This window comes from Allosphingosinicella indica (assembly GCF_900177405.1).
GTDB classification, from domain to species: domain Bacteria; phylum Pseudomonadota; class Alphaproteobacteria; order Sphingomonadales; family Sphingomonadaceae; genus Allosphingosinicella; species Allosphingosinicella indica.
Genome location: NZ_LT840185.1, coordinates 2,482,542 through 2,505,983, shown reverse-complemented (window position 1 = coordinate 2,505,983; position 23,442 = coordinate 2,482,542). Strand labels below are relative to the sequence as shown.

The 23,442-nt window shown below is 67.3% G+C and carries 19 protein-coding genes and 2 tRNA genes; 13 read left to right on the top strand and 8 right to left on the bottom strand.

The features are described 5' to 3' along the window. Nucleotides 1–85 precede the first annotated feature (85 nt). Both B9N75_RS14420 and B9N75_RS12395 read left to right on the top strand, forming a co-directional pair. On the top strand, nucleotides 86–619 hold the full coding sequence (locus tag B9N75_RS14420; RefSeq protein ID WP_280173569.1) for a septal ring lytic transglycosylase RlpA family protein: 534 nt from the start codon (nucleotides 86–88) through the stop codon (nucleotides 617–619). Nucleotides 620–678: 59 nt separating this feature from the next. Further along, nucleotides 679–1,962: a serine hydrolase domain-containing protein gene (locus tag B9N75_RS12395; RefSeq protein WP_085219074.1), complete on the top strand. Its 1,284-nt coding sequence runs from the start codon at nucleotides 679–681 to the stop codon at nucleotides 1,960–1,962. On the opposite strand, the gene B9N75_RS12390 is transcribed toward B9N75_RS12395, so the two are convergent. Then, entirely contained in the window at nucleotides 1,949–2,644 is a 696-nt protein-coding gene (locus B9N75_RS12390) for an endonuclease/exonuclease/phosphatase family protein (RefSeq protein ID WP_085219073.1), read from the bottom strand. The two genes, B9N75_RS12395 and B9N75_RS12390, sit on opposite strands and share 14 nt — an antisense overlap. 86 nt (nucleotides 2,645–2,730) lie before the next feature. On the opposite strand from B9N75_RS12390, the gene radA reads away from it, so the two are divergent. The 4 genes from radA to B9N75_RS12370 all read left to right on the top strand — a co-directional run bounded on the left by radA (nucleotide 2,731) and on the right by B9N75_RS12370 (nucleotide 6,594). After that, complete coding sequence (gene radA, locus B9N75_RS12385) at nucleotides 2,731–4,101, top strand: DNA repair protein RadA (RefSeq protein ID WP_085219072.1); 1,371 nt, start codon at nucleotides 2,731–2,733, stop codon at nucleotides 4,099–4,101. Between the two features lie 66 nt (nucleotides 4,102–4,167). Beyond that, nucleotides 4,168–4,692, top strand: a complete 525-nt coding sequence (locus B9N75_RS12380; protein ID WP_085219071.1) for a CvpA family protein — start codon at nucleotides 4,168–4,170, stop codon at nucleotides 4,690–4,692. Then, nucleotides 4,689–5,999 carry a cysteine--tRNA ligase gene (gene cysS / locus B9N75_RS12375; RefSeq protein ID WP_244552350.1) on the top strand — a complete coding sequence of 437 codons (1,311 nt, stop codon included), beginning with the start codon at nucleotides 4,689–4,691 and terminating at the stop codon, nucleotides 5,997–5,999. Before B9N75_RS12380 ends, cysS begins: the two co-directional genes overlap by 4 nt. 148 nt (nucleotides 6,000–6,147) lie before the next feature. After that, nucleotides 6,148–6,594: an iron-sulfur cluster assembly scaffold protein gene (locus tag B9N75_RS12370; protein WP_085219069.1), complete on the top strand. Its 447-nt coding sequence runs from the start codon at nucleotides 6,148–6,150 to the stop codon at nucleotides 6,592–6,594. On the opposite strand, the gene B9N75_RS12365 is transcribed toward B9N75_RS12370, so the two are convergent. Further along, complete coding sequence (locus B9N75_RS12365; protein ID WP_085219661.1) at nucleotides 6,557–8,383, bottom strand: monovalent cation:proton antiporter-2 (CPA2) family protein; 1,827 nt, start codon at nucleotides 8,381–8,383, stop codon at nucleotides 6,557–6,559. The genes B9N75_RS12370 and B9N75_RS12365 overlap by 38 nt on opposite strands. 68 nt (nucleotides 8,384–8,451) lie before the next feature. Next, nucleotides 8,452–9,777: a methylenetetrahydrofolate--tRNA-(uracil(54)-C(5))-methyltransferase (FADH(2)-oxidizing) TrmFO gene (gene trmFO, locus B9N75_RS12360; protein WP_085219068.1), complete on the bottom strand. Its 1,326-nt coding sequence runs from the start codon at nucleotides 9,775–9,777 to the stop codon at nucleotides 8,452–8,454. Nucleotides 9,778–9,915: 138 nt separating this feature from the next. On the opposite strand from trmFO, the gene B9N75_RS12355 reads away from it, so the two are divergent. Continuing rightward, nucleotides 9,916–10,347 carry a DUF488 domain-containing protein gene (locus B9N75_RS12355; protein ID WP_085219067.1) on the top strand — a complete coding sequence of 144 codons (432 nt, stop codon included), beginning with the start codon at nucleotides 9,916–9,918 and terminating at the stop codon, nucleotides 10,345–10,347. A 111-nt stretch (nucleotides 10,348–10,458) separates the two neighbouring features. Here B9N75_RS12355 and gyrA read toward each other — a convergent pair whose 3' ends face one another. Next, entirely contained in the window at nucleotides 10,459–13,149 is a 2,691-nt protein-coding gene (gene gyrA, locus B9N75_RS12350) for a DNA gyrase subunit A (RefSeq protein ID WP_244552349.1), read from the bottom strand. A gap of 399 nt (nucleotides 13,150–13,548) precedes the next feature. Between gyrA and B9N75_RS12345 the strand changes: the two genes are divergently transcribed. The 4 genes from B9N75_RS12345 (at nucleotide 13,549) to B9N75_RS12330 (ending at nucleotide 17,985) form a co-directional block, all read left to right on the top strand. Next, entirely contained in the window at nucleotides 13,549–14,760 is a 1,212-nt protein-coding gene (locus B9N75_RS12345; RefSeq protein WP_157123825.1) for a tetratricopeptide repeat protein, read from the top strand. A gap of 29 nt (nucleotides 14,761–14,789) precedes the next feature. Then, on the top strand, nucleotides 14,790–16,031 hold the full coding sequence (locus tag B9N75_RS12340) for a tetratricopeptide repeat protein (RefSeq protein ID WP_085219064.1): 1,242 nt from the start codon (nucleotides 14,790–14,792) through the stop codon (nucleotides 16,029–16,031). 198 nt (nucleotides 16,032–16,229) lie between these two features. Further along, on the top strand, nucleotides 16,230–17,858 hold the full coding sequence (locus tag B9N75_RS12335; protein ID WP_085219063.1) for a sensor histidine kinase: 1,629 nt from the start codon (nucleotides 16,230–16,232) through the stop codon (nucleotides 17,856–17,858). 52 nt (nucleotides 17,859–17,910) lie between these two features. Next, nucleotides 17,911–17,985, top strand: a tRNA-Ile gene (locus B9N75_RS12330). 125 nt (nucleotides 17,986–18,110) lie between these two features. On the opposite strand, the gene B9N75_RS12325 is transcribed toward B9N75_RS12330, so the two are convergent. Further along, a tRNA-Pro gene (locus tag B9N75_RS12325) sits at nucleotides 18,111–18,187 on the bottom strand. 63 nt (nucleotides 18,188–18,250) lie between these two features. Further along, entirely contained in the window at nucleotides 18,251–19,636 is a 1,386-nt protein-coding gene (locus B9N75_RS12320) for a M28 family peptidase (RefSeq protein WP_085219062.1), read from the bottom strand. A gap of 153 nt (nucleotides 19,637–19,789) precedes the next feature. On the opposite strand from B9N75_RS12320, the gene ettA reads away from it, so the two are divergent. Beyond that, on the top strand, nucleotides 19,790–21,469 hold the full coding sequence (gene ettA / locus B9N75_RS12315) for an energy-dependent translational throttle protein EttA (protein WP_085219061.1): 1,680 nt from the start codon (nucleotides 19,790–19,792) through the stop codon (nucleotides 21,467–21,469). Then, nucleotides 21,466–22,023, top strand: a complete 558-nt coding sequence (locus tag B9N75_RS12310; RefSeq protein ID WP_085219060.1) for an AAA family ATPase — start codon at nucleotides 21,466–21,468, stop codon at nucleotides 22,021–22,023. Before ettA ends, B9N75_RS12310 begins: the two co-directional genes overlap by 4 nt. Here the strand turns inward: B9N75_RS12310 and B9N75_RS12305 are convergent. Together B9N75_RS12305 and B9N75_RS12300 are read right to left on the bottom strand one after the other, a co-directional pair. Further along, nucleotides 22,007–22,738 carry an NYN domain-containing protein gene (locus B9N75_RS12305; RefSeq protein ID WP_085219059.1) on the bottom strand — a complete coding sequence of 244 codons (732 nt, stop codon included), beginning with the start codon at nucleotides 22,736–22,738 and terminating at the stop codon, nucleotides 22,007–22,009. The two genes, B9N75_RS12310 and B9N75_RS12305, sit on opposite strands and share 17 nt — an antisense overlap. Nucleotides 22,739–22,759: 21 nt before the next feature. Further along, nucleotides 22,760–23,395, bottom strand: a complete 636-nt coding sequence (locus B9N75_RS12300; protein WP_085219058.1) for a carbonic anhydrase — start codon at nucleotides 23,393–23,395, stop codon at nucleotides 22,760–22,762. Nucleotides 23,396–23,442: the final 47 nt, after the last annotated feature.

Sequence of the window (23,442 nt, the reverse complement as noted above, 5' to 3'; positions counted from 1 at the left end):
GAATCCCACGATCAGCCGAACGGTTACTTTCAGGGAACTTTTTCGCGCGTAAGGCGTGCCTCGCAATCGAACGGGGCAATCTTTCATGGCTGGCATGGCAACGCAGCAGACGCTTCTGCGCGCGATATCGCTGATGGCGATCGCTGCGATCGGCATCGCCGGCCCCGCCCAGGCGGACATGACCCAAGCCGCCGCCGCCGAGATGAGCGCCGCCGAGCGGCTCGACACCCCCAAGCTCGACATGCTGCTTGCCGACGACGATGCGCTTACCATGTCCGATGCGATCGACAGCGACGATGCCAGCGACGATGAAGTCGCCGTCTACGAGGCGGTCGGCAGCGGCGAAGCCAGCTTCTATGGCGCCGAACTCGCCGGCAATCGCACTGCCAACGGCGAGCGGTTCGATCCCGGCGCGCTCACCGCCGCGCACCGCACGCTGCCGATGGGCAGCAAGCTGCGCGTCACCAACCTCGGCAATGGCAAGAGCGTGATCGTCCGCATCAACGACCGCGGCCCGTTCGTGAAGAAGCGGCTGATCGACGTATCGCGCGCCGCCGCCGAAAAAATCAACATGGTCCGCGCCGGCAAGGCGATGGTGAAGCTGGAGCTTTTGCGCTAGCCCGTTCTTCGCGCTAGGATTTGAGGCGGGGCGAGCGCCCGCGGCGCGGACGGAGAGGCATGATTACCAAGCGTGTGTTGGCGGTTGCCGCCGCAGTGTTCGTGCTGGGCGGGGCCGCATGGGGATTCGGCGGACTGACGCAGGGCTGGCTCCCGGCCGAAGAAGCGCCCGCCGAGCCGCAAGTCGACGTCACCGAAATTCGCGACCTGCCCGCCAAGACCGACGGGCCGATCGACTATCGTAGGCTCGACCAACGCTTCCAGCTTCTTTCGCAGCAGAACGGCATGGTCGGCCTCGCCGTCGCGATCGTCGAGGATGGCGAAATCCGCTTCCTCAAGGGCTATGGCGAAACGGTGAAGGGCAGCGGCGATCCGGTGACGCCGAACACGCTGTTCCGCTGGGCATCGGTGTCGAAGGGCGTCGCCGGCGACATGATCGCCAAGCTCGCGGCCGAGAACAAGCTCTCGCTCTACGAGCCTGTCGCCAAATATTCGGCGTCGCTGAAGCTGCCCAACGGCAACGAATATAAGGCGACGGTCGCCGACGTGCTGTCGCACCAGCTCGGCCTGTTCAGCCATGCGCAGGACGGGCGGCTGGAGGACGGGCTCGATCCGAAGATGCTGCGATCGAGCCTGGTGACATTGAACGCCATCTGCTCGCCGGGACAGTGCCACGCCTATCAAAACGTTGCTTATGACGCGGCGAGCGAGATCGTCGAGAAGGTCACCGGCCGCAAATATGAGGATGCGGTGCGCGAACAGCTCTTCCTGCCGCTCGGCATGGACAGCGCCAACATGACCCGCAAAGGCCTGGTCGAAGCGAAGAGCTGGGCGCAGCCGCACGTTGCCGGAGGCCGGCCCGTCGAGGTTGTCGATTCCTATTATCGCGTGCCTGCGGCGGGCGGGGTCAATTCGTCGATCAAGGATCTGGCGCTGTGGATGCGCGCGCAGATGGCGACCGAGCCAGAGGTGCTTTCGCCCGAAGTGCTCGCGGCGGTGCGCAGCCCGCGCGCGGCGACGCCCGGCGAGAATGGCCGGATGCGCAAATATCGCGAGCGGCTGTCCAAATCCGCCTACGGGCTCGGCTGGCGGAGCTACGATTATGCCGGCCATCTGATCGTCGGCCATCGCGGCGGGGTGATGGGCTATCGCTCGCTCGTGCTCTACGATCCCAAGCGCAAGACCGGCGTCGCGGCGCTGTGGAACGCGCCGACCAGTCAGCCGGGCGGGCTCGAGTTCGAGGTGCTCGACATGCTCTATCGCCTGCCGGTGAAGGACTGGCTCGATCTCGACGGCAAGACGGCGAAGGCGCCTCCTGAACCGGACGATTCTACGCAGGCTTGATGTCGGCCCAGATCGGCAGGTGATCGGAGGCACGGCGTGCGGTGGCGCTCATATGCGCGCCGCTTTCCAGGATATCGAGGCGGCTGCTCACCATGATCCGGTCGAGCGCCGCCATCGGCCGGCGCGAATGGAAGCTCCGTCCGCACTCCGCGAAGCGCAATTCGCAGCCGAAGTCCTTGAGGCAGCCGCCGCGCGCGCTCCATTCGTTGAGATCGCCCATTAACACTGCCGGCGGATCGCCGTCACGCTCGGCGAGATGGGCGAGGACTGCCAGCGCCTGCCGCCGCCGCCAGAGGCCCGAAAGGTCGAGATGCATGCCGACGACACGCATCTCCTCGCCGTGGACCTTCAAATCGGCGAGCACCGCGCCGCGCGGTTCCAGCGAGGGAAGGCCGATCATCGCGTGGCCGGAAATATCGACGTGCCGCTTCACCAATATGGCGTTGCCGTGCCAGCCGATGCTGCCCGCACGCGCCTCGAACGGCACCGCTTTATAGTCGCTGTGCTGCTCCAGCATCGCGACTGGTATTGCCGACAGCCGCGCGCCGAACCGCCGATCCGCCTCCTGCAATGCGATCACGTCGGCGTCGAGTTCGTTCAGAACCTCGATGATCCGTTCCGGGCGGCGGCGGCGATCGGTGCCGATGGCCTTGCGCATATTGTAGCTGGCGACGCGGATCATACAGTTCCTTACATGCGCACGGCGCGCCCGCTTTGCAAAACCCGCGGGCTCTCGCTTCTTTCCACGCCTTTGCTACGAAGAGCGCCATGGCCAAGGCGAAGACGCGTTACATATGCCAGCTCTGCGGATCGGTGAGCCCGCGCTGGCAGGGACAATGCCCCGATTGCGAGGGGTGGAACACGCTGGTGGAGGATTCCGGCGGCGTCGTCACGCCGTTCCAGGCCAAGCATAATCTGCGATCGGGCGGGCGCGCGATCGAGCTGACCGGGCTCGATGCGAAGGTGCCGCTGCCCGAACGGCAATCGACCGGCATCCAGGAATTCGACCGCGCGCTGGGCGGCGGCCTCGTCGCGGGATCGGCGACGCTGATCGGGGGCGATCCGGGCATCGGCAAATCGACGCTGCTGCTCCAGGCGGCGGCGAGCATGGCGGCGCGCGGGCTGACGGTGGCTTACGTCTCCGGCGAGGAAGCGGCGGACCAGGTGCGGCTGCGCGCGCACCGGCTGGGGCTCGGCCAGGCGCCGGTGCAGCTCGGCGCGGCGACATCCGTGCGCGATATCCTGACGACGCTGGGGGAGGGGGCGCCGCCTGCGCTGCTCGTGATCGATTCGATCCAGACGATGCATTCCGATCTGATCGAGGGCGCACCGGGCACCGTCAGCCAGGTTCGCGCGTCTGCGGGAGAGCTCATCCGCTTCGCCAAGGAGAGCGGCGCCGCGCTCGTGCTCGTCGGCCACGTCACCAAGGACGGCAGCATCGCCGGACCGCGGGTGCTGGAGCATATGGTCGACACGGTGCTGAGCTTCGAGGGCGAGCGCAGCCACCAGTATCGCATCCTGCGCGCCGTCAAGAACCGCTTCGGCGGCACCGATGAAATCGGCGTGTTCGCGATGGCGGCGGAGGGGCTGGCCGAGGTCGGCAACCCCTCGTCGCTGTTCCTCAGCCACCGCGGCGAGGACGTGGCGGGCGCGACCGTCTTCCCGGCGCTAGAAGGCACACGGCCGGTGCTGGTCGAGATCCAGGCGCTGACCGTGCGACTCGCCAGCGGCGCGACGCCGCGGCGCGCGGTGGTCGGCTGGGATTCGGGGCGGCTGGCGATGATCCTCGCGGTGCTGGAGGCGCGCTGCGGGCTGAGCTTCTCCAGCGCCGAAGTCTATCTTGCCATTGCCGGCGGCTATCGCGTGATCGACCCTGCGGCCGATTTGGCGGTGGCTGTAGCGCTGGTCTCGGCGCTTGCCGAGCGGCCGGTGGCGCCCGACACGGTGGCGTTCGGCGAGATCGCGCTGTCGGGCGAGATCCGGCCGGTGGCGCATGGCGGCCTGAGGCTCCGCGAGGCGGCGAAGCTCGGCTTCGCGCGCGCGCTGGTGCCCGCCGCGCTCGGCAAGGAGAAGGCGCCGGTGGCGCTCGCAGGCTTCGCGACGCTCGGCCAGCTCGTCGATCATCTGCTCGGCCGCTGAAGGCTTTTCACCGCAGCGCAACAAGGCCGCTTCCCTCTGGCGCGAAGCTCGGATAGCCAGCGTTTCATGGGATTCACCGCGCTCGACATCCTTGTCCTGTTGCTGGTCGGCGGCGGCGCCGTGCTGGGCTTCATGCGCGGTTTCGTATGCGAGCTGCTATCTCTGCTCGCCTGGGTCGCTGCGATCGTCGCGCTGAAGCTGTTCCACACGCCGGTCGAAGACAGGCTGCTCGGCCCGGTCGGGAGCGAATCCGGCGCCGCGGTGCTCGCCTTCGCGCTGATCTTTGGCGTAGTATTCATCGGTGGGCGGATCGTCGCGCGGCGACTGGGCGCGGCGACGCGGCAGTCGGCGGTCGGCCCGATCGACCATTTCCTGGGCGGCGGTTTCGGCGCGCTCAAAGGGCTGATCGGCGCGACCTTGCTCTATCTTGCCGCCAACCTCTTCTACGACACCCTCTTCGGCCGCATCGCGCTCCGCCCCGAATGGATGACGGCATCGCGCACCTATCCTTTGCTCCACGCCAGCGGCCGCGCGATCGTCGATTTCGTCGAGGATCAGCGCGGCCCGGCGCCGGTAGAGGAGCAGAATTGATCCGCCTTCACGACACGATGGCGCGCGAGAAGCGCGTCTTCGAACCCGCCGATCGGGGCCGGGTGACGATGTATGTCTGCGGCCCGACGGTCTACAATCGCGCGCATATCGGCAACGCGCGGCCCGCGGTGGTGTTCGACGTGCTCGCCCGGCTGCTCCGGCACACCTACGGCGCGAACGCGCTGGTCTACGCGCGCAACGTCACCGACGTGGACGACAAGATCATCGCGGCGGCGGCGGCGGAAGGCGTAGATCCGGAGGTGATCACGCAGCGTTACGAGGATTTCTACCTCGCAGACATGGGCGCGCTGGGCGTGGCGCCGCCGGACATCGCGCCGCGCGCGACCGGCAATATCGCCGAGATGATCGCGATGATCGCGCGGCTGATCGAAACCGGCCATGCCTATGAGGGCGACGGCCACGTCCTGTTCCACGTGCCCTCCGATCCCGGCTATGGCGCGCTCGGCCGCCGCGACCGCGACGCGATGATCGCCGGCGCGCGGGTCGAGGTCGCCTCCTACAAGCGCGATCCGGCCGATTTCGTGCTTTGGAAGCCGTCCGAGCCGGATGTCATCGGCTGGGGCTCGCCCTGGGGGCGGGGGCGGCCGGGTTGGCACATCGAATGTTCGGCGATGATCGAGCGGCATCTCGGCGAGACGATCGACATCCACGGCGGCGGGCTCGATCTCATCTTCCCGCACCACGAGAATGAGATCGCGCAAAGCCGCTGCGCTCACGGCGGCGCGCCGCTCGCGCGCTACTGGCTCCACAACGGCTTCCTCGCAATGGCGGGCGGCGACAAGATGTCGAAGAGCCTCGGCAACGTGGTGACGGTCGCGGAGCTGCTGAAGCAGGGGCATAAGGGCGAAACGCTGCGGTTAGCGTTGCTCTCAGCGCATTACCGCCAGCCACTCGAATGGTCGGATGCGCTGCTTGCGCAGAGCAAGGCGACGCTGGACCGGCTGTATCGCACCGCGGGCGATGCGGACGGGGGTACGGCCGATGCCGGCGTTTCAGACGCGTTGGCGGACGACCTCAACACGCCGCTGGCGCTGTCGCGGCTCGCGGCTATCGACGCTCCCGATGTGCTTCGTGCCAGCGCGGCGCTGCTCGGTCTGCTTGGCGACAGCGCTGATGCCTGGTTCCGGGGTGAAGGCGATGCGCGGATCGACGGGCTCGTCGCCGCGCGCACCGAGGCGAAGAAGGCGCGCGACTTTGCTGAAGCCGATCGTATTCGCGATGAGCTGGCGGCGGAGGGGGTGCTGCTGGAGGATGGGCCGCAGGGGACGACCTGGCGGCGGGCCTAGTGCCGCTTTCGTCATGCCGGGCTTGATCCGGCATCTCACTGCTAGGGTCGGCGAAGAAAAAGCTGGACCCCGGATCAAGTCCGGGGTGACGGGGAGGGGTAGGCTATGAGCCCCTCCCGTTTCTCGCCGAACATCCTATATCCCGTCCGTGATCTCCTCGCTCTACTCCCGCGACATTCTCCGGCTCGCGACTGCGATCCCGCATCTCGGGCGGCTTGCCGTGCCGCACGCCTCGGCGGAGCGGCGGGCGCCGGTGTGCGGGAGTGTGGTCGTCGTCGATGTTGCGCTCGACGAAGACGGGTGCGTCGCTGCGCTGGGGCAGGAAGTGCGCGCGTGTGCGCTCGGCCAGGCATCCGCTGCGGTAATGGGCGGGCATGCGATCGGCCGCTCGCCTGCCGAGCTTGCCGATGCGCGTGACGCGCTGCGCGACTTTCTTGCCGGCACCCGCGACGATCCGGGCGGCTGGCCGGGTCTCGCCGTCTTTGCCGACGCGCGCGCCGTGTCGGCACGTCATGGCGCTATCCTGCTGCCCTTCGAAGCGGCGGCAGAAGCGGCGGCTAACTGCCCGGCGCGGCCGCAGGCTCCTCGGGATTGATGATCTCGCCCGGCCGCTGCGGCTTGATGAACGGCTCGGGCTGCGGGGTGCGGGTGTTGTTGCGGAACAGCCAGCGCCCGGCGGTGATCCCGCCGGCAAGCTGAAGCTCCAGCCGTTCGTCGTCGCGGCGTCGCACCTCGGCGATCTCCTCGTCGGCCGTGTCGGGATCGACGCCCAGGCCGATCATCACCTCGCGGCTGAAAACGACGGCGGATTCGAACGTCTCGCGGATCTGATATTCGACGCCCGCCTCAATGAGCCGCAGCGAATGGCCGCGGTCGAACGCGCGGACGTAGAGCTTGGCATAAGGAAATTCGGCCTTGCAGAGCTCGACGATCTTGTCGGCGGCGTCGGGCTTGTCGACGCAGACCAGGATCGCCTCCGTCTTGTGGGCGCCCGATGCGTGCAGCACGTCGAGCCGGGTGCCATCGCCATAATAGACCTTGAAGCCGAAGTTGCCGGCCGCCTGGATCATCTCCACGTCATTCTCGATCACCGAAAGATCGACGTTGCGGGCGAGCAGCGGCTGGGTGACGATCTGCGCGAAGCGGCCGAAACCGATGACGAGCACGCGGCCACGCAGCCCCTCGGCCTTTTCGACGCCGGTGGTGTCGATGGACGCGCTGTCGGGCAGGCGATCGACGAAGATCACGACCAGCGGGGTGAGCGCCATCGAGAGGATGACGATCGCCGTCATCACCGCGCTGGTCTCGGCATCGAACACGCCCGCGCCGAGCGCCGCGGAGTAGAGAACGAAGGCGAATTCGCCGCCCTGCGCGAAGAGCGCGGTGCGGTGGATCGATTCCGACCGGTCGGCGCCGAAGATGCGTGCGACGACATAGATGCCGATCGCCTTGACGATCATCGCAAGAATGACGCCGGCGAGCAGGAAACGCCATTGCGCCGCGACCAGCGAGAGATCGAGCGACATGCCGACACTCATGAAGAAAAGGCCGAGCAAGATGCCGCGGAACGGCTCGATATCGGCTTCGAGCTGGTGACGGAAGGTGGATTCGGAGAGCAGGACTCCGGCGAGGAAGGCGCCCATTGCCATCGAGAGCCCGGCCCATTGCATGAAGAGCGCGGTGCCGAGCACGACGAGCAGCGCCGCGGCGGTCATCACCTCGCGCGCGCCGGTGCGGGCGAGGATCGAGAAGAGCGGATCGAGCAGCCAGCGCCCCGCCGCGATTACCACGGCGAGCGCGCCGGCGGCGATGGTGATCGCCAGCCAGGCGGGGCGCGCGTCGGCGGCGTCGCCGAATGCCAGCGAGGCGAGCAGGGCGACGATGGCGAGCAGCGGGACGATCGACAGATCCTCGAACAGCAGGATCGCAATCGAGCGCTGCCCGGATTCGGCGGCGAGGGTGCCGCGCTCCTCCAGCATCCGCATGATGACCGCGGTGGAGGAAAGGACGAAGCCCATCGCGCCGATGAAGGCAACCGCGGGGGTGAAACCGGCGGCGACGGCAAGAAGCGTGAGCAGCGCGCCGCAGGTCAGAACCTGCGCGGCGCCGAGCCCGAAGATCGCGCGGCGCAACGTCCACAATCGTCGTGGCCGCATTTCGAGCCCGATGATGAAGAGGAACAGCACGACGCCGATCTCGGCGACGTGGAGCACGGTTTGCGCATCAGTGACGACCGCCAGCGCAAAGGGGCCGACGAGGAGACCGGCGGCGAGATAGCCGAGCACCGATCCGAGCCCGAGCCGCGTGAACAGGGGTACCGCGGCGACGCCCGCGCCGAGCAGCGCGACGGCGTAATTGAGATTCACCCCTTCGACGTCCGCCATGCCCGAATCCCCGTTTGCGCTTACTCCGAACATGGGCGCATCGGCGCGGGGCGCAACCCCGGCGGCGATCAGACGGCGGGGAGCGTCTCCATCCAGTCCGCCAGCGCATCGCGGGCGCGGGACGTATAGCGCGCCTTGCGCTCGGCCTTTTTCACCCGGCCGGTGACCGGCGGAAACAGGCCGAAATTGACGTTCATCGGCTGATAGCTGTCAGCCTCGGCGCCGCCGGTGATGTGGCCGAGGAGCGCGCCGAGCGCGGTTTCTGCCGGGGGGACGTCGAGCGATCCGCCCTTGGCCTCGGCGGCGGCGAAGCGGCCGGCGATGAGCCCGATCGCGGCGCTTTCAACATAGCCTTCGCAGCCGGTGATCTGACCCGCGAAGCGAACGTTGGGTGCAGACTTCAGACGGAGCTCGCCGTCGAGCAGTTCAGGCGAGCGGATGAAAGTGTTGCGGTGCAGCCCGCCGAGCCTGGCGAATTCGGCATTCTCCAGACCCGGGATCATCCGGAAGATGCGCACCTGCTCGGCATATTTGAGCTTGGTCTGGAAGCCGACGATGTTCCACAGCGTGCCGAGCGCATTGTCCTGGCGGAGCTGGACGACCGCATGCGGCCAGCGCCCGGTCCCGGGATCGTCGAGGCCGACCGGCTTCATCGGGCCGTAGCGCAACGTGTCGAGCCCGCGCGACGCCATCACCTCGATCGGCATGCAGCCCTCGAAATAGGGCGTGTCCTTTTCCCACTCGCGGAATTCGGTCTTGTCGCCGTCGAGCAGCGCCTGGTGGAAGGCGCGATATTGCTCTTCAGTCATCGGGCAGTTGATATAGTCCTTCCCGCCCTTGTCCCACCGCGCCGCCATCCAGGCGATGTCCATGTCGATGCTGTCGCGGTGGACGATCGGCGCGATCGCATCGAAGAAGGCGAGCGCGTCGGCGCCGGTCGCGCCGCGGATCGCCTCGGCGAGCGGCGCGGCGGTCAGAGGCCCGGTCGCGATGATCGCGAGGCCGTCGGCGGGGAGCGTATCGACGCGCTCACGTACGATCTCGATATTGGGATGGCCTGAGAGCCGCGCGGTGACCGCCGCCGAGAAGCCGTCGCGGTCCACCGCGAGCGCCGATCCGGCGGGCACGCGATGTTCGTCGCCGCACGCCATGATGATCGATCCGAGCGCACGCATCTCGGCATGCAGAAGCCCGACTGCATTATGCTCGGCATCGTCGGAACGGAAGCTGTTCGAGCAGACCAGCTCGGCCAGCCCATCGGTATGATGCGCGGGCGTCATCTCGCCGCTGCCGCGCATCTCCGAGAGCCGCACGCGCACGCCCGCTTCGGCGAGCTGCCACGCCGCCTCCGACCCTGCGAGCCCGCCGCCGATGATGTGAACCTGATGCGTCATGGCAGACCCACAACCACAATCGCGGCGTCCGCGAAAGCGGCTAGTCCCTTCTTTCTCCGCGTCTGTGCGTCTCCGCGCGAATAAAGGAGGTGCGCGCAGAGGCGCAGAGGCGCAGAGAGAAGGGGAGGTAAATGAGCGATGCGCATATTCACGATCGGCTATGAGGGCGCGACGCAGGCGGAACTGATCGCTGCGCTTAGCGCGGCAGGAGTCGAGCGGCTGATCGACGTGCGTGCGGTGCCGTTGTCGCGCAAGCCCGGCTTTTCCAAGAAAGTTCTCGCCGCAGCGCTCAAGGAGGCGGGAATCGATTACATTCATCTGAAGCCGCTCGGCACGCCGCCCGAGGGGCGCGAGGCGGCGCGCAAGGGGCGGCACGACGTGCTGGAGCGGGTCTACGCCGGCCAGCTCGAGCTACCCGAGGCGATGGCGGCCTCCGCGCAGATGCTGGCGCTCGCCGCGGAGAAGCCGAGCGCATTGTTATGCTTCGAGCGTGACCCCAAGACCTGCCACCGGACGCTGCTCCTCGATAGCATCGCGCCCGGTGCGGAGGTGGTAGACCTTTTCACCTGAACCACAATCGTCATGCTGAACTTGTTTCAGCATCCATGCTGGTGACGATCGGTACCGTCACCAAGATAGGCCCTGAACCAAGTTCAGGGTGACGAAAGGGGGGGCTGACGCTTACTCGGTCGGAGGAGCGCTTTCACCACCGTCGGCCAGATCGTCGCCGATGACCGCGCCGGTCTCGGGTGCCGTCTCCGGCGTCTCGGAGACGACCTCCTCGCCATCCTCCTCGCTTTCCTCGATCCGCGCGGCCGAGACGACATGTTCGCCCTGGCCGACGTTGAAGAGGCGGACGCCCGCGCTGTTGCGGCCGATGACGCGGGTATCGCCGACCGACATGCGGATGAGCTTCGCCTGATCGGTGACGAGCATGAGCTGTTCGCCATTGTGCGCGGGGAAGCTCGCCACCACGGGGCCGTTGCGGGCGAGGTTGTCGATATTGGTGATGCCTTGGCCGCCGCGGTTGGTGCGGCGATATTCATAGGCCGAGCTGCGCTTGCCATAGCCGTTGGCGCAGACCGTCATTACGAACTCCTCCGCCTCGGCGAATTCCGCCATCCGTTCTGGCGGGAGCGTCGGGGCGTTCTCATTCTCCTTCCACGGCGCGGCGCGGAGATAAGCGTCGCGCTCTTCGGTGGTCGCCTGGAAGCCATGGAGGATCGACAGCGAGATGACCTCGTCGTCGCCCTTCAGCGTAATGCCGCGGACGCCGGTCGAGGTGCGGCTCTGGAATTCGCGCACCGCGGTCGCCTCGAAGCGGATCGCCTTGCCCTGGCGGGTGGCGAGCAGCACGTCGTCCTCCTCGGTGAGCAGCGCGACGCCGATCAGGCGGTCGGTCGCGTCCTCGTCGAAGCGCATCGCGAACTTGCCGTTGGAGGGCACGTTGGCGAAGGCGTCCATGCTGTTGCGCCGCACGCCGCCATGGGCGGTGGCGAAGATGACGTGGAGCCGGCCCCATTCGGCCTCGTCCTCAGGCAGCGGCAGCACGGTTGAGATCGTCTCGCCGGGGGCGAGCGGCAGCAGGTTGACCATCGGCCGGCCGCGCGCCTGCGGAGCGCCTTCCGGCAGCCTCCACACCTTCTTGCGATAGACCTTGCCGTGGGTGGAGAAGAACAACACCGGCGTGTGCGTCGAGGTGACGAACAGCTTGACGATCGCATCCTCGTCCTTGGTCGCCATGCCGGCGCGGCCCTTGCCGCCGCGCGCCTGGGTGCGGAAAGTCTGGAGCGGGGTGCGCTTGATGTAGCCGCCGTGGGTGACGGTGACGACCATCTCCTCGCGCTCGATCAGATCCTCGTCGTCGATGCCGTCCCAGGCGGGCGCGATCTCGGACACGCGCGGGGTGGAGAATTGCGCATCGATCTCGTCGAACTCCTGCCGCATCACGGCGTAGAGCTTGACGCGGTCTGAGAGGATTTCGAGCAACGCGCCGATCGAGGCCGCCAGCTCCTTCAATTCGTCGCCAATCTCGTCGCGGCCGAGCGCGGTGAGGCGGTGGAGGCGCAGATCGAGGATCGCCTTCACCTGAAGCTCGGACAGACGGTAGCTGTCGCCCTCCACCTCATGCTCGACGGCCTCGACGAGGCGGATGTAGGGCGCGATCTCGGCGACCGGCCATTGTCGCGCGAGCAGCGCGGCGCGCGCCTCGGCGGGGGAGGCGGAGCCGCGGATGATCCGCACCACCTCGTCGAGGTTGGTGACGGCGATGACGAGGCCGAGCAACAGGTGCGCCCGGTCGCGCGCCTTTGCGAGCTCGAACTTGGAGCGGCGGGTGATCACCTCCTCGCGGAAGCGGACGAACGCCTCTATGATTTCGCGCAGGTTGAGCGTTTCGGGCCGGCCGCCGCGCAACGCCAGCATGTTGGCGGGGAAGGAAGATTGCGCGGGCGTGTGCCGCCAGAGCTGATTGAGCACCACGTCAGGGGTCGCATCGCGCTTCAGCTCGATGACGACGCGGACTCCTTCGCGGTTCGATTCGTCGCGGATGTCGCTGACGCCCTCGATCCGCTTCTCCTTGGCCGCCTCGGCGATCTTCTCGACCAGCCCGGACTTGCCGACCTGAAAGGGGATGGAGGTGAGCACGATCGACCGGCGGTCGCCGCGATTTTCCTCCACCGTGTGGCGCGCGCGCATGATGATCGAGCCGCGGCCGGTGTGATAGGCGCTGCGCGCGCCAGCCTGCCCGAGGATCAGCGGCGCGGTGGGGAAATCGGGGCCGGGGACGATCTCGATGAGCTCGTCCACGGTGATGCCCGGATTGTCCATATAGGCGCGGCAAGCGGCGATCACTTCGCCGAGGTTATGCGGCGGTATGTTGGTCGCCATGCCGACCGCGATGCCGCCCGCGCCATTGACCAGCAGATTCGGGAAGCGCGCCGGCATGACCTGCGGCTCTTCGCGCGATCCGTCATAGTTGGGCGTGAAATCGACCGTGTCCTTGTCGAGATCGTCGAGCAAAGTCATCGCCACCTTGGCGAGCCGCGCCTCGGTGTAGCGCATCGAGGCGGGCGGATCGGGATCCATCGATCCGAAATTGCCCTGACCGTCGATCAGCGGCACGCGAAGCGACCAATCCTGCGTCATGCGCGCGAGTGCGTCGTAGATCGCGCTGTCGCCATGCGGGTGATAATTGCCCATCACGTCGCCGACGATCTTGGCCGATTTGCGATAGGGGCGGCCGGGGACGAAGCCGCCTTCCTGGCTGGCGAAGAGGATGCGGCGGTGGACCGGCTTCAGCCCGTCGCGCACGTCGGGTAGCGCGCGCGCGACGATCACCGACATCGCATAGTCGAGGTAGGAGGTCTTCATCTCCTCGACGATGGAGACGGGGGAAATATCGCTGCTTTCAACGGTCGGCGGACTGCTGGCCAATTCTCGTGTCCCGATCTGTATGCGAAGGGCGCGCCCAGGGGCGCGCTGAAGGTGGACATCGTCCTAGCGAAGGATGGTGGCCGATGCCAGCCCCGCGCCCGCGTGCGTGTACGCGCGCGAGGGCGATGCGGCCGCCGCGAGTGCCTTATCCGGCTAGTGCGGTGCGGTCAAACCAGCGCGAAAACGGGCCTTTTCCTCATGGAAACCGGCACTTGCAGTTCAACGGCCGTTCAGGGCACCGCCTCTAGCAAGCGCCCCGGAATGCCGGTAGAACGCGCCCGATCCATAAGCCCCCGGGCCTGTTCCTGCCCGGCACCGGCAAACAGGAGGATGTCTATGAAGTCCGTAACCCGCTTGGCCCTGCTGCTGGGCGCCGCACTTTCCTTGCCGGCCACCGCCGGCGCGCAGGCGACGCAGCTTTCCAAGCAGGAGCGGACGGCGCTGAGCGCGGTGCAGACCGCGATGCAGGCGCGCGACTACGCCACCGCCGCCGGCGCGATCACCACCGCCAAATCGCAGGCGCAGAGCGCCTACGGCCATTATCTGGCGTCGTCCTACGAGTTGCAGCTCGCCATGCAGACCAACAACCGGGCAATGCAGGCCACCGCGATTGACGCGATGATATCGAGCGGCGCGGCGCCGGCGTCCAGCATGGAAGAGCTGTACAAGAACAAGGGCGCACTCGCGCTCGCCGCCGGGCGGCTCGATCAGGCAGAGGCGGCGTTTGGCAAATGGGCTGAGCTTTCGCCCAACAATGTCGATGCGATGCTCGCTCTCGCCGAGGTCAAGGACGATCGTAAGAAGGTCAACGAGTCCGTTACGCTCATCGACCGCGCGATCGATGCGCGGAAGGCCGCGGGCCAGCCCGTCCCCGAATCCTGGTACAAGCGCGGCCTGAAGCATGCATTCGATGCCAAGCTCGCGGCGCCCAGCCTCAAGTTCGCGACCGGGCTGGTCTCGGCCTATCCGAGCCCGCAGAACTGGCGCGACGCCTTGCTCGTCTATCGCGACATCGGCCAGCCCGATCCGCAGGCGAAGCTCGACATGATGCGGCTCATGCGCTCCAGCAAGGCGCTGTCGGGCGAGCGCGACTATCTGGCGATGGCATCGCTGCTGAGCGACGAGAAGCTTCCGGCCGAGAGTCATGCCGTGCTGCAGGAGGGCGTCTCCGCCAAGATGGTGGATGCGGGGAAAGGCGAGTATAAGACGCTCCTCGCCAACACCGACAAGCGCGCCGCAGGCGACAAGAAGGCGCTCGCCGGCCTCGACAAGAAGGCGGAGAGCGGCAAGGACGGGCAGGCGGCGCTGATGGCCGCCGACAATCATTTCGCGTTCGGGGACTATGCCAAGGCGGCGGAATATTACGCCATGGCCAAGACCAAGGGGGGCGTTGACGCCGGGCTGGTCGATACCAGGCTCGGCATGGCGCAGGCGCTCGGCGGCCAGCGCGCGGCGGCGGAGACGACGCTGCGCGGCGTGACCGGCCCGCGCGCCACGCTCGCATCCTATTGGCTCGTGTGGCTCGCCAACGGCGGCCGCACCGCCTGATTGCAATTCGCTATTTCGTACAGGAGACGATGACGATGAAGACCCTCCCCACGATTGCCCTCGCGCTTGCGCTCGCGGTCGGCGGCACCGCGCTCGCCCAGCCCGCCTTCGCGCAGGACAAGAAGGAAGAAGCGCAGCAGCGCAAGTTCAACCTCAGCTCGGGTGCGCGCAAGCCGATCAGCGAGCTGCAGACGGCGGTCACCGCCAACGACGAAGCGGGCTACACCGCCAAGCTGCCCGCCGCGCAGAAGGCTGCCAAGAACAACGACGACCGCTACGTCGTCGCGCAGCTCATGTTGCAATGGGCGATCGCCAAGAACGACGACCGGCTGAAGCTCGCCGCGATCGAGGCGCTCGAAGCGAGCGGCGGCGCGACCCCGGAAGAGATGGGTACCGTCTATCAGAACATCGCGGCGCTGAAGACCAAGCTGGGCGACACCGCCGGTGCGGAAGCCGCGATGGCCAAGCTTGCCCAGGCGCAGCCGGACAACCCCGACGTGATCGTCACCCAGGCGGAGATGAAAGCGTCTCAGCAGCAGCCCGCGGAGGCGCTCCAGCTCTTCCAGAAGGCCATCGCCGCCAAGAAGGCGCAGGGGCCGGTGCCGGAGGAATGGTACAAGCGCGGGCTGAAGTTCGCCTTCGAGGGCAAGAACCCACAGGCGACGGCACAGCTTAGCCGCGAGCTCGTCTCGGCCTATCCGACCCAGGAGAATTGGCGCGACACGCTGCTGATCTATCGCGACACGACGAACCTCGACAAGCCGGCGACGATCGACCTGCTGCGCCTGGTCCGCCAGGCGAAGGCGATGGCCGGCGAGCGCGACTATTACGAGCTGGCCGAGGCGCTCAATGACCGCGGCCTGCCGGGCGAGACCAAGGCGGTGCTCGACGAGGGCATCGCCGCCAAGGCGGTCGACCCCAACAAGCTCGCCTTCTCGGAAATGCTGAAATCGGCCACCGACAAGATCCCGGCCGATCGCAAGGGCCTGCCAGCGGAAGAGCAGAAGGCACTGGCTGGCGGTAGCGGCACCGCCGTGCTCGGCGTCGCCGACGCCTATTACGGCTATGGCGACTATGCCAAGGCCGCGACGCTCTACAAGGCGGCGCTGCAGAAGGGCGGCGTCGATGCCAATCTCGCCAACACCCGCCTCGGCATCGCGCTCGCGATGGCGGGGCAGAAGGCGGAGGCCGAGACGGCGTTCAAGGCGGTGACCGGCCAGCGCGCCGACATCGCCAGCTTTTGGATGCTCTGGCTCAACCAGCGCGCCTGACTGGGCACGCTTTCGATCGAACCACAGGAAGGGCGTCGGCGCGGGCCGGCGCCCTTCTTCGTTCGCGCCACAATCCACAGCTTTCTCGTCCCGATTCGGGAAGCGGCGCGGCCCGACCTTTTGCCCGCCCCGGCAACGCGATAGGACTGGCCGGGGCGCAGCGGGGCGCCTCGCTGGGGCAGGGACGGTCCAAGATCAATGCGCTTCGACGATCGGATCGCGACGGTGCTCGCGCTGCCCGAGGCGCAGGCCTGGTCGCGCGCCGCGAAATGGCGCCAGCTCGTCGATCTGCTCGCCCAGCATCGCGGCGGCGAGAGCGAGGGCACGACCGCCGCCATCGCCTATCTGCGCACCCACCGCGATGATCTCAGCAAGGACGCGCGCCGCGACATCGCGACGAGCCTCATCGGGCGCGCCGTCGCGCCATCGCTGATCGCCTTCTTCGCCGAGGATCATGCCGCGATCGCCGCGCCGCTGATCGCCGGCGCGCGCCTGTCTACGGACGAGTGGCTGGCGCTGTTGCCGCGGCTCACGCCCACCGCGCGCGCGCTGCTCCGCCACCGCGAAGATCTGGGCAGCGACGTCGCGCAGGCGCTCAAGGCCTTCGGCGCGAGCGATCTCGTTCTGGGCGGAACGGTGGAGGCAGTCGCCGATATCGCCAGGGCGGAGGAGGACGGCGGCCGCCAGATCCGCGATCTCGTCGCACGGATCGAGGCGTTCCGCCGCCACCGCCCGGTGCCGGCCGTGCTGCCCGCGGACCAGGCCGATTCCTTCCGCTGGGAAACCGGATCGGACGGCGTGATCGGCTGGGTGGACGGCGCACCGCGCGGGCCGCTGATCGGCCAGTCGATCGCCACGATCGCCGGTCCCGGCCGCCACGGTGTCGATGGCCAGGCGTCTGGCGCGTTCGAAAAGCGCGCGGGCTTTCGGGACGCGCGGCTGAGCGTTCCCGGTGCCGGCGCTGCTTCAGGCGATTGGCGCATTTCGGGCGTGCCGTTCTTCGACAGTCATTCGGGCAGCTTCCAGGGCTATCGCGGCACCGCAAGGCGCCCGCGGGCGGATGAAGTGGCGCGGCCGATCGGCGGCGGCGAGGGCGGGCTGTTCGGCACCGGCTTCCCGGCGGATTCGCTCCGCCAGCTCATCCACGAGCTGCGCACGCCCTTGAACGCGATTATCGGCTTCGCCGAGATGATCGAAGGCGAATATATGGGCGCCGCCGACACCGCCTATCGCGAGCGTGCGCGCTCGATCGTCGCGCGTGCCGGCGGGTTGCTCGCTTCGGTCGACGATCTCGACACCGCCGCACGGCTTGAAACCGGCCGCATGACGGTGGAACGCAGCGAGGCCGATGTCGTCGCGCTGCTCGTCCGCCTCCACGACGCCTATGAAAAAGTCGCTGGGGTGCGCGACGGCCGGATCGTCGTGGAGATCGAGCGCGATCTGCCGCCCGCCAAGGTCGATCCCGCCGCCGCCGAGCGGATGTTCGCGCGGTTGCTCGCCGCCACCGTCGGGCTGGCGGGGGAAGGCGAGACGATCTCCGCCAGCATGACGCAACGCCCGCTAGGCCCGCGGCGAATGCTGAGCCTTGGGCTCGATCGCCCGCGCGCCATTTCCGGGCTCGACGAGAGCGCCTTGCTCGATCCGGGCTACAGCCCCGACGGCGACTGGCCTGGCGCGCCCGCGCTCGGCCTCGGTTTCGCCCTCCGCCTCGTTCGCAATCTCGCCGAGGCAGCGGGGGGCGCTCTGACCATCGGCGCCGACCGCTTCACGCTCTATCTGCCGCCGGCCGAAAAGACGGCGCGGGTGACGGGCGAGGGGACGCTCTGATCCGCTTGCCAAGCCGAAGGCGGCTCCGCTATCGCGCCAGGAGGCGCGCGCTGGGCCTGTAGCTCAATGGTAGAGCCGGCCGCTCATAACGGCTAGGTTGCGGGTTCGAATCCTGCCGGGCCCACCACGCGCGCCGATCCCCGCATGCTGTCATGCTGAACTTGTTTCAGCATCCATTTCGATGACGGTCGCGACCTTCTCCAGCATAGACCCTGAAACGAGTTCAGGGTGACGCTTTGACTCAGGCGATGATGGTCGGGGAGACAGGATTCGAACCTGCGACCCTCTGCTCCCAAAGCAGATGCGCTACCAGGCTGCGCTACTCCCCGACGCCGCCGCCTTAGATGCCGGGCGCGATTTCGGCAAGGCGGGCCGCTTGGCGGCTCCCGCACTCAGTTCCTCGGCCTGACCGGCGAGGCAAGTTCCTCGGGCGCGTGCGCCATCACCGCCAGCATCGCCGTCCAGGCCGCGACATTCTGGCGGAGCTGTTCGGGATCGACCTTGTCGAGCGTGTCGTCGGGCGTGTGATGATAATCGAAATAACGGGTGCCGTCCTGTGACAGCTCGATCGTCGACATGCCGTCTGCCGCCATCGGCCCGATGTCCGATCCGCTGGCGCGGGTCGTCGATCCTTGGACGATACCGAGCGGCGAAAGGGCGGCCACCAGCCGGTCGATCGCCGGTTTGGCAGTGGCCGGTCCCTGGCTGTTGACCTTCCACACCCGGTCCGCGCCGAAATCGCTTTCGGCGATTATCGCGTGCTTCTCACCGCCGCGCTTGGCGCGATAGTCGAGGCCGCCGAAGAGGCCCACTTCCTCGGCGCCGAACCAGACGATGCGGATCGTGCGCCGCGGCACTCCTGCTTCGGCGATGCGCTTGGCGGCGGCGGTGACGATGCCGCAGCCCGCCGCATCGTCGATCGCGCCGGTGCCCTGGTCCCAGCTATCGAGGTGGCAGGCGACGAGGACAACGCCCGCCGCGGGATCGCTGCCCGGCACTTCGGCGATGACGTTGCCCGACTGGCGCTTGCCGATGTTGCGCGGGGTCAGCACCAGCTTCATCCGCACCGGCTGGCCGCGCTTCAGGATGCGCTGCAATTGCTCGGCATCGGGGAGGGAAAGCGCCGCGGCGGGGATCGGCTTCACACCCTCCGCAAAGGTCTGGACGCCGGTGTGCGGGTTGCGATGATAATCGGTGCCGATCGAGCGGATCACGATCGCCGCCGCGCCCTTGCGGCTCGCTTCCGACGGACCCTGCCGCCGCGCCGTGCCGAACGGGCCGTAGCCCGAACCGTCCTGCGTCGCCTTCATGGCATGACTAACGAAGACGATCTTGCCCTTGACCGCGGATGCCGGGGCGGCCTGCAGATCGGCGAAGCTTTCGAAGCCGACGACTTCAGCGGTGATGCCGTTCGCCGGCGTCGCGCCGCTGTTGCCGAGCGCGGCGAGCACCAGCGGCTGCGGGAAGGGGCTGACGATCTCCGCCTTCTCCTCTCCGCGCACCCACACCGGCATGTCGAAAGGCTCGACGCGGACGTTTGCGAAGCCGAGCGCGGTCAGCCGCTTCACCGCCCAGTCGCGCGCTCGCTTCTCCGCTTCGGTGCCGGCAAGCCGCGGGCCGACCTCGGTGGTGAGCCCCTCGGTGATGTCCCAGGCCAGATCGTCCTTCAGCGCCGCATCGCGGAGCGCGGCGACGTCTGGCTGGCCCTGCGCGGCGGCAGCGCCGGCAATGGCGAAGAAGGGAAGGGCGGCGAGCGCGGTGCGGCGGAGTCGGGTCATGCCGGCATCCCTAGCCAAGGCGCGAAACGGACGAAAGCCGTCCCATGCGTTTTCCGACGTGTCGGGGCTGTGGACGTTTGCCGCGCGCATCCCTAGTTAGGCGCCAACGCATTTTCTGCCGCCTCACCATCTTGCCGAAAGGGACGCGCCGCGATGGCCGCACAATATAGCTTTGTCATGAAGGGCATGACCAAGACCTTCCCGGGCGCCCCCAAGCCCGTGCTCAACAACATCAACCTGCAATTCTACCCCGACGCAAAGATCGGCATCGTCGGCCCCAACGGATCGGGCAAGTCGACGCTGATGAAGATCATGGCGGGGCAGGACAAGGAATTCACCGGTGAGGCATGGCCGGGCGAGCATATCCGCGTCGGCTATCTCGCGCAGGAACCGCATCTCGATCCGAACAAGACCGTGATGGAGAATGTCCGCGACGGCGTCCGGCCGGTCGCCGACCTCGTCGATCGCTTCAACGAGATTTCGACGCTGATGGCCGATCCGCCCGCCGATGCCGATTTCGACGCGCTCATGGCCGAGATGGGCGAGCTTCAGGAGAAGATCGACGCGGTCGACGGCTGGACGCTCGACAACCAGCTCGAGATCGCGATGGACGCCCTGCGCTGCCCGCCGGCCGACAGCCCGGTCACCAACCTCTCGGGCGGCGAGAAGCGTCGTGTCGCGCTCACCCGCCTGCTGCTCGAAAAGCCCAACATCCTGTTGCTCGACGAGCCGACCAACCACCTCGACGCCGAAAGCGTCCAGTGGCTGGAAAAGCATCTGATCGATTATCCGGGTAACGTCATCCTCGTCACCCACGATCGCTACTTCCTCGACAATGTCGTGAACTGGGTGCTCGAGCTCGATCGCGGCCGCTACTACGTCTACGAATCCAATTATTCCGGTTACTTGGAGAAGAAAGCCAAGAGGCTGGAGCAGGAAGAGCGCGAGGAAGCGGGCAAGCAGAAGGCGATCAACGAGGAGCTGGAGTGGATCCGGCGCAGCCCCAAGGCGCGGCAGGCAAAGTCCAAGGCGCGTATCAAGGCGTTCGACGAACTGGTCGAAGCGCAGGAGAACCGCACCCCCGGCAAGGCGCAGATCCTCATCCAGGTGCCCGAGCGGCTCGGCGACAATGTCATCGAGGCGAAGGGACTGACCAAGGGCTATGGCGACAAGCTGCTGTTCGACGATCTGACGTTCAGCCTGCCACCGGGCGGCATCGTCGGCGTGATCGGCCCCAACGGCGCCGGCAAATCGACGCTTTTCAAGCTCATCACCGGTCAGGAGCAGGCCGACGGCGGCGAGATCAAGGTCGGCCCGACTGTGCACCTCGGCTATGTCGATCAAAGCCGCGACCACTTGGATTCCAGCAAGAACGTTTGGGAGGAAGTATCTGGCGGATCGGATGTTTTCCGCTTCGGCAAGCATGAGATCGGGACGCGGGCCTATGTCGGCGCGTTCAACTTCAAGGGCACCGACCAGCAGAAGAAGGTCGGCCAGCTATCGGGCGGCGAGCGCAACCGCGTCCACCTCGCCAAGATGCTGAAAGAGGGCGGCAACGTCCTGCTGCTCGACGAGCCGACCAACGATCTCGATGTCGAGACGCTGCGCGCGCTGGAAGAGGCACTGGAGAATTTCGCCGGCTGCGCGGTGGTGATCAGCCATGACCGCTTCTTCCTCGATCGCCTAGCGACGCACATCCTGGCATTCGAAGGCGACAGTCATGTCGAATGGTTCGAGGGCAATTTCGAAGCCTATGAGGAGGATAAGATCCGCCGCCTGGGCGAAGAAGCCACTCGCCCGCACCGGATGACGTACAGGAAGCTGACGCGCTGAGCGAGGTCCGGCCGCCCTTTTACGTCCTCACCGGTGGACCGGGCTCGGGCAAATCGACGCTGATCGCCGCGCTCGCGGCACGAGGCTTTCGCACGGTCGCCGAGGCCGGCCGCGCCGTCATCCGCGAGGAACAGGCGCGCGGCGGAAACGCGCTGCCCTGGGCGGACCGCGCTGCTTTCGCGCGGGCGATGTTCGATCGCGATCTTGCTGAGCGTCGCTCTACGCCGAGAAACGGACCGGCCTTTTTCGATCGCGGACTGCCGGATGTCGCGGGCTATATGCGCCTGTCCGGCCTTTCCGTGCCCGAGGACATGGACCGGGCGATCGCAACGCTGCCCTACGCGGCGCCGGTCTTTCTGGCGCCGTATTGGGACGCGATATTCGCGCAGGACGCGGAGCGGCGTCAGGATCGCGAGGAGGCGCGCCGCACGGCGGAGATGATGGCGGACGTATATGCCGCGCTGGGCTACGAGATCGTTCTCCTGCCTCTCGCTCCGCAAGAGGAGCGAGCGGACTTCGTGCTGCGCCGGATCGGGCTCAACGCACGCGTTTGACGTAGGTGGCGCCGTCGCGGGTTTCGGTGACGAAATTGTCGAGCTTCTCGACCATCTCGGACAGCCGCGAATAGCCGTAGTTGCGCGCGTCGAACGAGGAACGGTTGCCGGCGCGCTGGCCGACTTCGGAGAGGCGGGCGAAGCCGCGGTCGTCGCGCTTGGAGGCCTTCCACGCGGCGCCCAGCAGATTGACCAGCTCGTCGTCGACCGTGGTCTTGGCGACGGCGTCCGCGCCGTTGCGCGCTGCGGCTTCTTCGGCCGCTGCCTTGGCGAGCGCGCCGACGTCGATGAAGCGAGTGCAGGCTTCACGAAAGGCCTCTGGCGTCTTCTCGGTGCCGAAGCCATAGACGGGCAGGCCGTCCTGGCGGATGCGCATGGCAAGCGGCATGAAATCGCTGTCGCTCGACATAATGCCGAAGCCGTTGACGCGGCCGCCGTAGAGCAGGTCCATCGCGTCGATCGTCATCTTCATGTCGGTCGCGCTCTTGCCCTTGGTGACGTCAAACTGCTGGTGCGGCTCGATCGCGTGGCGGTGCGTCATGGCGCCCCAGCCCTTGAGCGCGGTCTTGGACCAATTGCCGTAGGCGCGGCGGATGTTGACGGTGCCAAGCTCTGCCAGGACCGTCAGCACGGGGTCTAGCGCGGCGGGGGAGGCGTTGTCGGCGTCGATCAGAAGCGCGATGTTGCCGCTGGGGGGCGGGACGGTCTCGGACATGGAGCGGCTCCTAAGAATGGGTCAGGCCGGGCGGAAGGCGCCTTCGGCCTCGTCGAGCAGATGCAGCACGCCGTCCGCGATCGCGAAGAAGGCGCCGCGCAGCTTCAGCGCGCCCTCCGCCTCACGGTCCGCGACCCAGGGGAAGGTGCGCAGGTTCCCGAGCGACACGCGCACCGACTCCAGCTCCATGTCGCGGAAGGCTTCGGGCGTGAAGCCTTCGTGCCGCGCCAGCACCCGCTCGCGGGCGGGGTCAAGCAGGTCGATCCAGCGGGCGATGAAGCCGCCTTCGCCGGGCTCGGCGCCGACGAACTGGTCGGTGAGCGCCGCCGCGCAGCCGCCGCACGCGCCATGGCCCATGACGATCACCTCTTCGACGCGAAGCTGCGAGACGGCGAATTCCAGTGCCGCGGAGACGCCGTGATGATGCATATCGGGCTCGTAGGGCGGCACGAGGTTGGCGACATTGCGGACGACGAAAATCTCGCCTGGGTTCGAATCGAAGATGCGCACCGGATCGACGCGGCTGTCGGAGCAGGCGACCACCATCACCTTGGGAGACTGACCCGAGGCAAGCTCTTCCCACCGCTCGCGCTCCTGCGCCCAGCCGTTCGCACGGAATCGGCGATAGCCTTCGATCAATGCGTTGAAATCGGCCACGTCCCATCCTCGTTGCTGGAATATGCACTGCCCGTAGGGCCGGAGAG

Bases quoted from the DNA above. Each gene is read 5' to 3' on its own strand.
- B9N75_RS14420 (WP_280173569.1), top strand. From the start codon at position 86: ATGGCTGGCATGGCAACGCAGCAGACGCTTCTGCGCGCGATATCGCTG.
- B9N75_RS12395 (WP_085219074.1), top strand. From the start codon at position 679: ATGATTACCAAGCGTGTGTTGGCGGTTGCCGCCGCAGTGTTCGTGCTG.
- B9N75_RS12390 (WP_085219073.1), bottom strand. From the start codon at position 2,644: ATGATCCGCGTCGCCAGCTACAATATGCGCAAGGCCATCGGCACCGAT.
- radA (WP_085219072.1), top strand. From the start codon at position 2,731: ATGGCCAAGGCGAAGACGCGTTACATATGCCAGCTCTGCGGATCGGTG.
- B9N75_RS12380 (WP_085219071.1), top strand. From the start codon at position 4,168: ATGGGATTCACCGCGCTCGACATCCTTGTCCTGTTGCTGGTCGGCGGC.
- B9N75_RS12365 (WP_085219661.1), bottom strand. From the start codon at position 8,383: ATGGCGGACGTCGAAGGGGTGAATCTCAATTACGCCGTCGCGCTGCTC.
- trmFO (WP_085219068.1), bottom strand. From the start codon at position 9,777: ATGACGCATCAGGTTCACATCATCGGCGGCGGGCTCGCAGGGTCGGAG.
- B9N75_RS12355 (WP_085219067.1), top strand. From the start codon at position 9,916: ATGCGCATATTCACGATCGGCTATGAGGGCGCGACGCAGGCGGAACTG.
- gyrA (WP_244552349.1), bottom strand. From the start codon at position 13,149: ATGAAGACCTCCTACCTCGACTATGCGATGTCGGTGATCGTCGCGCGC.
- B9N75_RS12345 (WP_157123825.1), top strand. From the start codon at position 13,549: ATGAAGTCCGTAACCCGCTTGGCCCTGCTGCTGGGCGCCGCACTTTCC.
- B9N75_RS12340 (WP_085219064.1), top strand. From the start codon at position 14,790: ATGACGATGAAGACCCTCCCCACGATTGCCCTCGCGCTTGCGCTCGCG.
- B9N75_RS12335 (WP_085219063.1), top strand. From the start codon at position 16,230: ATGCGCTTCGACGATCGGATCGCGACGGTGCTCGCGCTGCCCGAGGCG.
- B9N75_RS12320 (WP_085219062.1), bottom strand. From the start codon at position 19,636: ATGACCCGACTCCGCCGCACCGCGCTCGCCGCCCTTCCCTTCTTCGCC.
- ettA (WP_085219061.1), top strand. From the start codon at position 19,790: ATGGCCGCACAATATAGCTTTGTCATGAAGGGCATGACCAAGACCTTC.
- B9N75_RS12305 (WP_085219059.1), bottom strand. From the start codon at position 22,738: ATGTCCGAGACCGTCCCGCCCCCCAGCGGCAACATCGCGCTTCTGATC.